Genomic DNA, 12224 nt, shown 5'->3' on the forward strand with positions numbered 1-12224 from the left:
GTGAGATATGCGGGCTAGTGCTGAAGCCGGCGGTATTTCATGCGGTGCGGGGTGTCCGCGTCGCTGCCCAGGCGCTTGTGGCGCTCGGCCTCGTACTCCGTGTAGTTGCCGTCGAAGAACACCACGTTGCCGTCGTCCTCGAACGCCAGGATGTGGGTGGCAATCCGGTCCAGGAACCAGCGGTCATGGGAGATCACCGCCGCGGAGCCGGGGAAGTCCAGCAGGGCCTCCTCCAGCGCGCGCAGGGTTTCCACGTCCAGGTCGTTGGTGGGCTCGTCCAGCAGCAGCAGGTTGCCGCCGCTTTGCAGGAGCTTGGCCAGGTGTACCCGGTTGCGTTCCCCACCGGACAATTCCTTCATCAGCTTCTGCTGGTCGGAGCCCTTGAAGTTGAAGCGGCCCACGTAGGCGCGTGAGGGCATCTGGTAGTTCCCCACCTGGATGATGTCCTGGCCGTTGGAAATCTCCTCCCAGACAGATTTTTCGTCGGCGAGGGCATCGCGGCTCTGGTCCACGTAGGCGACCTGCACCGTCTCGCCGATTCGGATCTCTCCCTTGTCGGGCTGCTCCTGGCCGATGATCATGCGGAACAGCGTGGACTTGCCGGCGCCGTTGGGCCCGATGATGCCCAGGATGCCGCCGCGCGGGATGGAGCAGGACAGATCCTCGTAGAGGATGCGGTCCCCGTAGGACTTGGTGATGCCTTCGACCTCCACCACCACGTCGCCCAGGCGCGGGCCGGGCGGGATGTAGATCTCCTTGGTCTCGCTGCGCTTCTGGTAGTCGGGCGAGGACAGCTCCTCGAAGCGCTTCAGACGCGCCTTGCTCTTGGTGCCGCGGCCCTTGGGGTTGGAGCGCACCCACTCCAGTTCCGCCTCCATGGTCTTGCGACGGGCGCTTTCCTGTTTCTCCTCCATCTCCAGGCGCTTTTCCTTCTGCTCCAGCCACGAGGAGTAGTTGCCCTGCCAGGGAATGCCGTGGCCGCGGTCCAGTTCCAGGATCCAGCCTGCCACGTTGTCCAGGAAGTAGCGGTCATGGGTCACGGCCACCACGGTGCCGGGGAATTCCTGCAGGAAGCGCTCCAGCCAGGCCACGGACTCGGCATCCAGGTGGTTGGTGGGCTCGTCCAGGATCAGCATGTCGGGGTTGGACAGCAGCAGCTTGCACAGGGCCACGCGGCGGCGTTCACCCCCCGACAGTTTCGTGACGTCGGCATCCCACGGGGGCAGGCGCAGGGCGTCGGCGGCCACCTCCAGCTTGCGTTCCAGATCCCAGGCCCCGGCAGCGTCGATCTTGTCCTGTAACTCCGCCTGTTCGGCCAGCAGCGCATCGAAATCGGCGTCCGGGTCTGCGAAGGCCTCGGCGATGGCGTTGAAGCGATCCACCAGGGCCTTGGTCTCACTGACCCCGTCCTCCACGTTGCAGCGCACGTTCTTGGACGGATCCAGCTGGGGTTCCTGGGGCAGGAAGCCGATGCGAATGCCCGGCTGTGGGCGGGCCTCGCCCACGTGCTCCTTGTCCACGCCGGCCATGATACGCAGCAGGGTGGACTTGCCGGATCCGTTGTAACCCAGGACGCCGATCTTGGCGCCCGGGAAGAAATTGAGGGAGATATCCTTGAGGATCTCCTTTTTCGGCGGGACGACCTTGCCCACGCCGCTCATGGTGTAGATATATTGAGCCATGGATAACCTGGTTCGTGAATGGGGAACGTTTACGCGTCTGGAGACTCGTAAAACGGGTGGGCATTATCAGGCAAAGGGCCCGATGCTTTCCAGTTGCCTTGCTCCCGGGCCAAGAATCAAGAACAACACGCGCGTACGGAGGACATGATGCTGAAGAATCACAGGCAGTTGCTTGGGCGTTTCTTTCTGACACTCGCGGTGATCGTGCTGGCAGCCGTAACCGGGCTGCAGGCGGCGGAGCGGGTGGAGTTGCAACGGGATGGCCTGACGCACGTGGCGCATCTTGAGATGGCGCCCGGCCGGTCCATGGATGACGGGGTGATCCTCATGCTCCACGGCACCATGGCCCACGGACGGATGGAGATCATGGAAACCCTGCAGGGCCTGCTGGCCGAGCGGGGCTACAACAGCCTGTCCATCAACCTGAGCCTGGGCATCGATGCCCGCGAGGGGATGATGGACTGCGCCGCAGACCATGTGCATCGCCACGAGGACGCCCTGGCCGAACTAAACGCCTGGATGGGCTGGCTCAGGGACCAGGGCGCCGGCCGGGTGGCCCTCCTGGCCCATTCCCGCGGCGGTGCCCAGATGGCCTGGTATGTGGCTGAATACGCCCCTGAAGGGGTGGAGAAGATGGTGCTGGTGGCGCCGGCCACCCATGACCATGCCCAGATCGCGCGCGCGTACGAGTCCAATTACGGTGTGCCGCTCTCCGGGGTCCATGGCGAGGCGGAGCGGCTTCTCAACGAGGGCCGACCGGATACCCTGATCGAGGACATCGGCTTCCTCTACTGTCCGGATGCCCGGGCGAGCGCGGCGGCAGTCGCGTCGTACTACGCCGACAACCCGAACTTCGACACTCCCACCCTCTTGTCAAAGGTGGATCTGGAGGTTCTGGTGATCGCCGGCAGCGAGGACACCACCGTGGCCGATCTGCCCGAACGCATGGAACCCCTGAAAGGAAAGGCCCATATCCATTACGACGTGGTGGACGGCGCGGACCATTTCTTCCGGGATTTCTTTGCCGACGACGCGGCCGATCTGGCCGCCGACTTTATCGGCTGGTGATTTCCGGGGTGCCACGGACGGCCCCGGTTCAGCTGTCCGGCTCGACCCGGTACAGCCCGCCGTCGGCGCGGTCGTTGAGCAGATAGAGGTACCCGTCCGGGCCCTCGCGGACATCGCGGATGCGCCCGATCGTGCCGTGGAAGAGCTCCTCCATGTGCACCACTTCCTGATCCTCTATGCGAATGCGCATGACCCGCTCCGCGCGCAGGCCGCCGGCCAGCAGGTTGCCCTGCCATGCCGGGAAGCGCTCGCTGGTCACCACCGCCAGACCGGAGGGGGCGAGGGTGGGCAGGAACTCGAACACCGGGTCTTCCATGCCCTCCTTGTGTCGCGCCCTGGCGTCAGGGAAGTCTTCCTCGGTGCGGTAATCCCGGCCCAGCGTGGCCACCGGCCAGCCGTAGTTCCTGCCCGGCAGGATCAGATTGAGTTCGTCGCCGCCACGGGGTCCGTGTTCGGTCACCCAGATGTCGCCGGTATCGGGGTGGCGCACGATGCCCTGAATGTTGCGGTGGCCGTAGGAGTAGATCTCCGGGGCGTAGCGATCATCACCGACAAAGGGATTGTCCTCCGGCACGCTGCCGTCTTCGTTCAGCCGCACCAGGGAGCCCGAGTGATCGAGCGGATCCTGGGCGCGCATGGGTTCCGCGCCGCGATCGCCAATGCTCATAAGCAGGGTCCCGTCATCCAGGAACAGGATGCGCGAGCCGTAATGCCGCCCCGGTGAGGTCACCGTGTTGGACTCGAACAGCACCTCCAGATCGGTGAGGCGTTCGCCGTCCAGACGGGCACGCGCCAGGGCCGGCACCGTGCCCGAGGAGTCACCCTTGGCGTAGGTCATGTAGATCCAGCCGTTGGCCTCGTAATCCGGGTGGACCACCAGGTCGAGCATGCCGCCCTGATTCTGCACATGGACATCGGGTGTGCCCGCCAGCCGGGTCTTGCTGTCGTTGTCCACCAGGTAGATAGGGCCCTCGCGGCTGGTGACCAGTTTGCGTCCGTCTGGCAGAAAACCCACGGCCCAGGGATGGGCGATGCCTTCCGCCACCGGCACGATCTGGCCCTGCTGATATTCACTTCCGAATGTCTCCCAGGCCGCAGCGGGAAGCGATACCGCGAGACACAGGATCGTGAGCAGGAAGAACCGCGAGGTCGGACGGCCTTTCTTGCAATGGGGTTGCATGGGGGTCACCTCCGGGGCGGATGTCAGCGGATGATGCAGGCGGGGCCGGCTGCTCTGCCGGATGGGCGGGGCGCGGATGGCCGCGCAACGGGCTGGTCCCGCAGGCTGCGCTGAGCGCGCATCCGGCAAGATCCCACCTGGATTGTGGCACTCCATCCTACCAGCAGGTTCCGTCCGGCAGAACCGCATCGGATCTGCGAAGCAGGGGACCCGTACGGTTGCCGGCGCGCCCGGCGGCGCGCTAGAATGCGGCCTACAACGCAGGCGCGTAGCTCAGCTGGTTAGAGCACCACCTTGACATGGTGGGGGTCGTTGGTTCGAGTCCAATCGCGCCTACCAGGACTGCAGTACGGGCTGCAAGCCACAGTCTCCCGGCCAATGCCGGCACGGCTGCTGTGCTTGCAGCCTTTCTTTAGAAAACCGACAACGCGCACGACCCTTCGTACCGGCCGGCGCAGGAGACAGACATGCCCCTCATTACCCTCCCCGACGGAAGTGAACGCCGCTTCGACGGACCCGTGACCGTGCACGACGTGGCCGCGGACATCGGCCCGGGACTGGCCAAGGCCGCGCTGGCGGGCCGCGTGGACGGCCGTCTCGTGGACACCAGCCACCGCATTGAGGACGACGCCGAGGTGGCCATCGTCACCGATCGCGATCCGGAAGGCCTGGAAATCATCCGTCACTCCACCGCCCACCTGCTGGCGCAGGCCGTGAAGGACCTGTTTCCCTCCGCCCAGGTGACCATCGGTCCGGTGATCGACGGGGGTTTCTACTATGACTTCGCCTTCGAGCGGCCCTTCCACCCGGAGGACCTGGAGAAGATCGAGGCGCGCATGAAGGAACTGGCGAAGAAGGATCTGCCGGTGTCGCGCTCGGTGATGGATCGGGACGAGGCGGTGGACTTCTTCCGCGACCAGGGTGAGGAGTACAAGGCACAGATCATTGCCGACATTCCGGCGGGGGAGACCATCTCCCTTTACAGCCAGGGAGACTTCATCGATCTCTGCCGCGGTCCCCACGTGCCCAGCACCGGCAAGCTCAAGGCCTTCAAGCTGACCAAGGTGGCGGGCGCCTACTGGCGGGGGGATTCCAACAACGAGATGCTCCAGCGCATCTACGGCACGGCCTGGCCCAGCAAGCAGCAGCTGGAGGAATACCTGCACCGGCTGGCCGAGGCCGAGCGCCGCGACCACCGCCGCATCGGTACGGAACTGAACCTGTTCTCCATCCAGGACGATGCCGGCGGCGGTCTGGTGTTCTGGCACCCCAGGGGCGCGCGCATCCGGCGGGTGATCGAGGATTTCTGGTTCGACATGCACGAGCGTGCCGGCTACCAGTTCCTCTACACGCCGCATATCGCCAATCTGGATCTCTGGAAGACCTCCGGTCACGCGGACTTCTACTCGGAGTCCATGTACGAGCCCATGGAGGACGACACCCAGGCGTTCCAGCTCAAGCCCATGAACTGCCCGTTCCACGTGCTGGTGTACAAGGACCGGCTGCATTCCTACCGGGACCTGCCGCTGCGCTGGGCGGAGATGGGCACGGTGTACCGACGTGAGATGTCCGGGGCCCTGCACGGGCTGATGCGGGTCCGTGGCTTCACCCAGGACGACGCCCACATCTTCTGCCGCGAGGACCAGATCGAGGCCGAGATCCTGCGCATCCTGGACCTCACCCTGGAGGTGCTCCAGGCCTTCGGCTTCGACGAGTACGAGGTGAACCTGTCCACCCGGCCCGACAAGGCCGTGGGCTCCGAGGAGATCTGGGACCACGCCACCGCTGCGCTGCGGGCGGCCCTGGAGAAGAAGGGGCTGGCGTTTTCGGTGGACGAGGGCGGCGGCGCCTTCTACGGCCCCAAGATCGACATCAAGATCCGCGATGCCATCGGGCGCGAGTGGCAGTGCTCCACGGTGCAGCTGGATTTCAACCTGCCGGAGCGCTTCGGCATGGAATACGTCGCCGAGGACAACAGCCGGCGGCGGCCCATCATGATCCACCGGGCCCTGCTGGGTTCGGTGGAGCGCTTCTTCGGCGTGCTCATCGAGCATTACGCCGGGGCCTTCCCCCTGTGGCTGGCCCCCGTGCAGGTTCAGGTGCTCACCATCACGGATCGACAGGACGAATATGCCCGTGAGGTGGCCGATTCCCTTAGAAAACGGGGCCTCCGAGTGGAAACGGACTTGAGAAACGAGAAAATTGGCTTTAAAATTCGGGAGCATACGCTACAACGCGTCCCCTATCTGCTGGTCCTTGGTGACCGGGAGATGGAGACGAAAACCGTGGCCGTGCGCACGCGTGCCGGAAAGGACCTGGGTTCCATGGATCTGGACCAGTTGACCCAGCGTCTTTCCGGGGAGATCGCGAGCCGCGGCCGCTCTCATTTGGAGGATTAACGTATCAGCGCTGGAAAAGAGACTCGCCTCAACGAACAGATCACCAGCCCCAATGTCCGTCTCATCGACGTGGACGGGGAGAACGCGGGGGTCGTGTCCATCGACGAGGCACTGCGAATCGCCGAGGAGGCCGAACTGGACCTGGTCGAGATTTCGCCCAACGCGGACCCGCCGGTCTGCCGGGTGATGGACTACGGCAAGTTCAAGTTCGAACAGAGCAAGAAGGCCCAGCAGGCGAGGAAGAACCAGAAGCAGATACAGATCAAGGAAGTGAAGTTCCGGCCCGGGACGGACGAAGGCGATTACCAGGTCAAGCTTCGCAACCTGAACCGGTTCATCAATGATGGGGACAAGGCCAAGGTCACCATCCGCTTCCGGGGGCGCGAGATGCGCCACCAGGAACTGGGCGCCAAGTTGCTGGATCGCATCGAGGCGGACCTGAGCGAGATCGCCACCGTCGAGCAGCGTCCCAAGATGGAGGGGCGCCAGATGGTGATGGTGTTCACGCCAAAGAAGTAGCGAACCATATACGGCCCACGATCGGCGCCAGGGCGGCCGACGCGGGATTACAGCGACCAGGGGCGGCATCACTGTCCGGCCCCTTGATTTGGAGAGCAAACATGCCCAAGCAGAAGACCAACCGGGGCGCCGCCAAGCGGTTCAAGCCCACCGGTTCGGGCGGGTTCAAGCGGGCCCAGTCCCACCGCCGGCACATCCTGACCAAGAAGAGCACCAAGCGTAAGCGCCACCTGCGCTCGACCGGCATGATTGCCGAGAGCGACAAGGCCGCTGTGCGCCAGATGCTCCCGCATTCCTAAGGAGAGCCGACCATGTCACGAGTCAAGAGAGGCGTCACCGCCCACGCCCGCCACAAGAAGGTCCTGAAGAAGGCCAAGGGCTACTATGGCGCGCGCAAGAACGTCTACCGCGTGGCTGTGCAGGCCGTCACCAAGGCCGGCCAGTACGCCTACCGCGACCGGCGTCAGCGCAAGCGCCAGTTCCGTGCCCTGTGGATTGCCCGGATCAACGCCGGGGCCCGGCAGTTCGGGCTGTCCTACAGCCGCATGATGGACGGCCTGAACAAGGCCAACGTGGACATCGACCGCAAGGTCCTGGCCGATCTGGCGGTGCACGACATCAACGCGTTCGGGCAGATTGCCGAAAAGGCCAAGGCTGCCCTGGGAGCCTGTCGGACTTAGGCTGCTCCTACTGCGCCGGTGGGAGTGCGGCTCGCTACGGGCACCTAAGTACGACAGGCTCCTGACGGCGTAACGTCCGCTCGCGCGTTAGCCGGCCCCAACGGGTGCCGGCGGACGCACGGAAGAGGGGGAAAGGCCTGGCCTTTCCCCCTTTTTGTTTCAACCCAAGGGAGAACCCGGCGTGGAAGAACTGCGCAAGCTGGTCAGCGAGGCCGTGGGGGCCATCGATGCGGCCACCGACACCCAGGTCCTGGACGCGCTGCGGGTGCGTTACCTCGGCAAGAAGGGGGTGCTGACCGAACAACTCAAGGGGCTCGGCAAACTTCCGCCCGAGGAGCGGCCCGCCGCCGGCCAGGCCATCAATCAGGCGAAACAGGCCGTCAGCGACGCGATCACCGCCCGCCAGGCCGCTTTGGAGGCCGAGGAGCGAGCCGCCAGTCTGGCGGCAGGGTCCGTGGATGTGACCCTGCCCGGGCGGCGCCAGGCCCTGGGTGGCCTCCATCCGGTGACGCGCACCGTCGAGCGCATCATCGATCTGCTTGGGCAACTGGGTTTCCGGGTCGCCGAAGGGCCCGAGGTCGAGGACGACTACCACAACTTCGAGGCGCTCAACATCCCGGCGCACCATCCCGCCCGGGCGATGCACGATACCTTTTATCTGCGGGATTCGGAGCATCTCCTGTTGCGCACCCACACGTCGCCGGTGCAGGTGCGGGTGATGGAATCGGGCAAGCCGCCGTTTCGCGTCATTGCCCCCGGGCGCGTCTACCGATGCGACTCGGATCTCACCCACAGCCCCATGTTCCACCAGGTGGAGGGGCTGCTGGTGGACGAGGATGTCACCTTCGCCCACCTGCGCGGCGTGCTGGATGCCTTCCTGCAGGCCTTCTTCGAGCAGGAGGACCTCAAGACCCGTTTCCGTCCGTCCTATTTTCCCTTCACCGAGCCCTCGGCCGAGGTGGACATCCGTTGCGTGCACTGCGGGGGCGAGGGCTGCCGGGTGTGCAGTCACACCGGCTGGCTGGAGGTGATGGGCTGCGGCATGGTGCACCCCAACGTCTTCGCCCACGTCGGCATCGACAGCGAACGCTACACCGGTTTCGCCTTCGGCCTGGGCGTGGAGCGCATGGCCATGCTGCGCTACGGGGTCAATGACCTGCGACTGTTCTTCGAGAACGACGTGCGGTTTCTGCGACAGTTTTCTTGAAAGGATTGAATGGACAGGATTGACAGGATTGACAGGATTGAATGGACAGGATGAACAGGATTTCTCAGGATTAACAGGATTGTTTAAATATATTTTAAAAAATATTGATTTTATTATTATTTCATATCCTGTAAATCCTGAAAAATCCTGTCAATCCTGTCCATTAAGTTTTCCATGAACGAGCGACAAGCATGAGAATCAGCAATCAGTGGCTTCTGGAGTGGGTGAACCACGGGCTGTCGCCCGAGGAACTGGGGCACCGGCTCACCATGGCGGGGCTGGAACTGGACGCGCTGGAACCGGCGGCGCCGGCGTTCTCGGGCGTGGTGGTCGGGAAGGTGCTGGAGGTGGCGCCGCATCCGGATGCCGACAAGCTGAGCGTGTGCCAGGTGGATGACGGGTCCGGTGGCCCGGTGCGTGTGGTGTGCGGGGCACCCAACGTGACCGAGGGCATGCACGTGCCCTTTGCCCGCGTGGGTGCGGTGCTGCCGGGCGATTTCCGGATCAGGAAGGCCAGGCTGCGGGGCGTGGAGTCCTCCGGCATGCTGTGTTCGGCAAAGGAACTGGGTCTGGCCGAGGCCAGCGAGGGCCTCATGCAGCTGCCCGGGGACCTGGCGGTCGGCACCGATGTGCGGGAGGCCCTGGGCCTGGACGACACGATTCTCGAGGTGGATCTCACGCCCAATCGGGCCGATTGCCTGAGCATGGCCGGTGTCGCCCGGGAGGTGGCCACATTGACCGGGCAGGCCTTGCGAACCCTCGAACTCCCGCCGGTCAGCGCTCAGGTGGACGACCGTTTTGCCGTGGACATACAGGCGCCCGATGACTGTCCCGTCTACGCGGGCCGCGTCGTGCGCGGCGTGAATGCCGCCGCCGAAACCCCGCTGTGGATGCGGGAACGGTTACGCCGGGCCGGTCTCAGGAGTCTCGGTCCCCTGGTGGACGTCACCAACTACGTCATGCTCGAACTGGGCCAGCCCATGCACGCGTTCGATCTGGCGCGGCTGAGCGGCGGCATCGAAGTTCGTCGCGCCCGGGAAGGTGAACGCCTGGTACTGCTGGATGGACAGGAGATCGGGCTGGAAGACGAGGATCTGGTGATCGCCGACCGGGAGAAGGTGCTGGCGTTGGCCGGCATCATGGGCGGGGAGGCCAGTGGCGTGGGCGAGACGACCCGCGACGTATTCCTCGAAAGCGCCCACTTTTCTCCCATGGCCATCGCCGGGCGCGCACGCCGGCACGGCCTGCACACGGATTCCTCACATCGATTCGAACGGGGTGTGGATCCGGACCTGCCCACGCGCGCCCTGCAGCGGGCGACGGCGCTGCTTTGCGGGATCGCGGGCGGGCAGGCCGGTCCGGTGGTACAGGCGACGGGCACGCTCGTGCCGGAGCCGGAACCCGTCGTCCTGCGTGCCGCCCGGATCGAGCGGGTCCTGGGTGCGCCGGTCGATCCCGCGCAGGTGACTCGCATCCTGAGCGATCTGGGTTGCCGGGTGGAGCCCATGGCGGGCGTCTGGCGGGTCACGCCGCCCGGGTTCCGTTTCGATCTGGCCATCGAGGCGGATTTCATCGAGGAAGTGGCCCGGGTGCATGGCTACGAAGCTTTGCCCGCGGTTGTGCCTTCCCTCAGTCCGGACCTGGTCCGCCTGGACGAATCACGGGTGCCGCTGGGGCGGGTGCGTGATCTGATGGCGGATCTCGGATATCAGGAGGCGATCACCTACAGTTTCGTGGATCCCGAGTGGGAGGCCGCGTTCAATCCGGAGGGCGCGCCGCTCGAGCTGGCCAATCCCATCTCGTCGGAGTTGGCCGTGATGCGCACGGGGCTCTGGCCGGGGCTGGTCAAGGCCCTCAGGCACAATCTCAATCGACAGCAGGAACGCGTGCGGCTATTCGAAATCGGCTTGAGGTTTAATGCGCAAGCTAATGACCTGAAACAGGAATCTGTACTTTCAGCGGTCGCGTGCGGTGCCGTTCGCCCGGATCAGTGGGGCGAGCCGACGCGTCCGATGGACTTCTTCGACCTGAAGGGGGATCTGGAGAGCCTGCTGTCCCTGAGCCATGCGAGTCCCGTCTTCGAGGCTGCCGTTCATCCGGCCCTCCACCCCGGTCGGTCGGCCCGGGTGATGATCGACGGAAGGCCCTGTGGCTGGATCGGGACGCTGCATCCGGAACTGGCGGCGCGCCTGGACCTCACACAGGAAGCCTGCGTCATGGAGCTGGAGCTGGATGCCATGACGCGTACAATGGTGCCAAAATACCGTGAACAGTCGCGATTTCCTGCGATCAGGCGAGATCTCGCCATTGTCGTGGATGCCGCGTGTCCGGTACAGCAGGTGCTTGACAGCATCCGTTCCCTGGAGATACCGGCGCTCCGGGAACTGATTGTATTTGACGTATATACGGGCAAAGGCGTACCCGATGGTCGAAAAAGTCTCGCTTTGGGATTGATTTTACAGGAGTTGTCACGCACTCTTACGGACGAGGAAGTGGATGAAGTGATGAAGGGAATCGTTGAACAACTGAAACAGGATGTCGGGGCTACCTTAAGGGCATAAAGCATGGCGCTCACCAAAGCAGAAATGGCCGAGCGACTCTTTGAAGAGTTGGGGCTGAACAAGCGCGAAGCCAAGGAACTGGTGGAGATGTTCTTCGAGGAGGTTCGAAGCGCGTTGGAGAATGGGGATCAGGTGAAGTTGTCCGGGTTCGGCAACTTCACCCTGCGCGATAAAAACCAGCGGCCAGGCCGCAATCCAAAGACCGGAGAGGAAATACCCATCTCGGCTCGCCGGGTGGTGACCTTCCGTCCGGGACAAAAACTCAAGGCGCGGGTCGAAGCTTATGTTGGAAGCGGGGAATAACAGCGAACTGCCGGCGATACCTGGCAAGCGGTATTTCACAATCGGGGAGGTCAGCGAGCTGTGCGGGGTCAAGCCCCACGTGCTGCGCTACTGGGAGCAGGAATTCCCTTCCCTGAAGCCAGTCAAGCGACGCGGCAACCGACGCTATTACCAGCGTCATGACGTGATCCTGATCCGCCAGATCCGGAGCCTGCTCTACGAGCAGGGCTACACCATCGGCGGCGCGCGGCAGAAACTGGCCGGGCAGGATGCCCGCGAGGACACCAGCCAGAGCCAGCAGATCATCCGCCAGATGCGCCTGGAACTGGAAGAGATCCTGCAACTTCTAAAGCGGTAGGAGCCCGGCCCTCCGGGCGAACGGTCGTGGGAACACCTGGCTCTGAAGGCGTTCGCCCGGAGGGCCGGGCTCCTACGGACGCCTGCTTTTCTTCCGCGAGGCGATCGGCTATGCTTCGCAACCCTCGGGGCGTAGCGCAGCCTGGTAGCGCACCTGCATGGGGTGCAGGTGGTCGGAGGTTCAAATCCTCTCGCCCCGACCAAACTCCATCTCCGAAAAGGCCCCCGAGTGGGGCCTTTTTCGTGCATTCTTCGCGGCTTTGAGACATGCGGGCTAGCCCCAATATTT

General features: G+C 64.2%; 11 protein-coding genes and 2 tRNA genes. 11 read left to right on the forward strand and 2 right to left on the reverse strand.

What is annotated here, in order from left to right:
• Positions 1-14: 14 nt before the first annotated feature.
• Positions 15-1682 carry an energy-dependent translational throttle protein EttA gene (ettA, locus tag B1C78_RS08640; RefSeq protein ID WP_077278760.1) on the reverse strand — a complete coding sequence of 556 codons (1668 nt, stop codon included), beginning with the start codon at positions 1680-1682 and terminating at the stop codon, positions 15-17.
• 144 nt (positions 1683-1826) lie between these two features.
• Between ettA and B1C78_RS08645 the strand changes: the two genes are divergently transcribed.
• The gene (locus tag B1C78_RS08645; RefSeq protein WP_245795375.1) at positions 1827-2750 is read left to right on the forward strand and encodes an alpha/beta hydrolase; all 924 of its coding nucleotides are present in this window, start codon (positions 1827-1829) and stop codon (positions 2748-2750) included.
• A 28-nt stretch (positions 2751-2778) separates the two neighbouring features.
• On the opposite strand, the gene B1C78_RS08650 is transcribed toward B1C78_RS08645, so the two are convergent.
• Positions 2779-3930 carry a PQQ-dependent sugar dehydrogenase gene (locus B1C78_RS08650; RefSeq protein WP_077278761.1) on the reverse strand — a complete coding sequence of 384 codons (1152 nt, stop codon included), beginning with the start codon at positions 3928-3930 and terminating at the stop codon, positions 2779-2781.
• A gap of 262 nt (positions 3931-4192) precedes the next feature.
• Here B1C78_RS08650 and B1C78_RS08655 point away from each other — a divergent pair.
• The 10 genes from B1C78_RS08655 to B1C78_RS08700 all read left to right on the forward strand — a co-directional run bounded on the left by B1C78_RS08655 (position 4193) and on the right by B1C78_RS08700 (position 12138).
• Positions 4193-4269, forward strand: a tRNA-Val gene (locus B1C78_RS08655).
• Positions 4270-4397: 128 nt separating this feature from the next.
• Complete coding sequence (gene thrS, locus B1C78_RS08660; protein ID WP_077278762.1) at positions 4398-6329, forward strand: threonine--tRNA ligase; 1932 nt, start codon at positions 4398-4400, stop codon at positions 6327-6329.
• A 3-nt stretch (positions 6330-6332) separates the two neighbouring features.
• A complete protein-coding gene (infC, locus tag B1C78_RS08665) occupies positions 6333-6848 on the forward strand; it encodes a translation initiation factor IF-3 (protein WP_077278763.1) in 516 nt (171 codons plus the stop codon).
• Between the two features lie 101 nt (positions 6849-6949).
• Positions 6950-7147, forward strand: coding sequence for a 50S ribosomal protein L35 (gene rpmI / locus B1C78_RS08670; protein ID WP_077278764.1), 198 nt, complete (start codon positions 6950-6952; stop codon positions 7145-7147).
• Positions 7148-7159: 12 nt separating this feature from the next.
• Positions 7160-7528 (forward strand): 50S ribosomal protein L20, encoded by a 369-nt coding sequence (gene rplT / locus B1C78_RS08675; RefSeq protein ID WP_077278765.1) that lies wholly within the window; start codon positions 7160-7162, stop codon positions 7526-7528.
• Positions 7529-7709: 181 nt separating this feature from the next.
• Positions 7710-8735, forward strand: a complete 1026-nt coding sequence (gene pheS, locus B1C78_RS08680; protein ID WP_077278777.1) for a phenylalanine--tRNA ligase subunit alpha — start codon at positions 7710-7712, stop codon at positions 8733-8735.
• 191 nt (positions 8736-8926) lie between these two features.
• Positions 8927-11296 (forward strand): phenylalanine--tRNA ligase subunit beta, encoded by a 2370-nt coding sequence (pheT, locus tag B1C78_RS08685; protein WP_077278766.1) that lies wholly within the window; start codon positions 8927-8929, stop codon positions 11294-11296.
• A 3-nt stretch (positions 11297-11299) separates the two neighbouring features.
• The gene (gene ihfA, locus B1C78_RS08690; RefSeq protein WP_077278767.1) at positions 11300-11599 is read left to right on the forward strand and encodes an integration host factor subunit alpha; all 300 of its coding nucleotides are present in this window, start codon (positions 11300-11302) and stop codon (positions 11597-11599) included.
• Complete coding sequence (locus tag B1C78_RS08695) at positions 11580-11936, forward strand: MerR family transcriptional regulator (protein WP_077278768.1); 357 nt, start codon at positions 11580-11582, stop codon at positions 11934-11936. Before ihfA ends, B1C78_RS08695 begins: the two co-directional genes overlap by 20 nt.
• A 125-nt stretch (positions 11937-12061) precedes the next feature.
• Positions 12062-12138 (forward strand) — tRNA-Pro (locus tag B1C78_RS08700).
• Positions 12139-12224: the final 86 nt, after the last annotated feature.

This window comes from Thioalkalivibrio denitrificans, assembly GCF_002000365.1.
Lineage (GTDB): Bacteria > Pseudomonadota > Gammaproteobacteria > Ectothiorhodospirales > Ectothiorhodospiraceae > Thioalkalivibrio_A > Thioalkalivibrio_A denitrificans.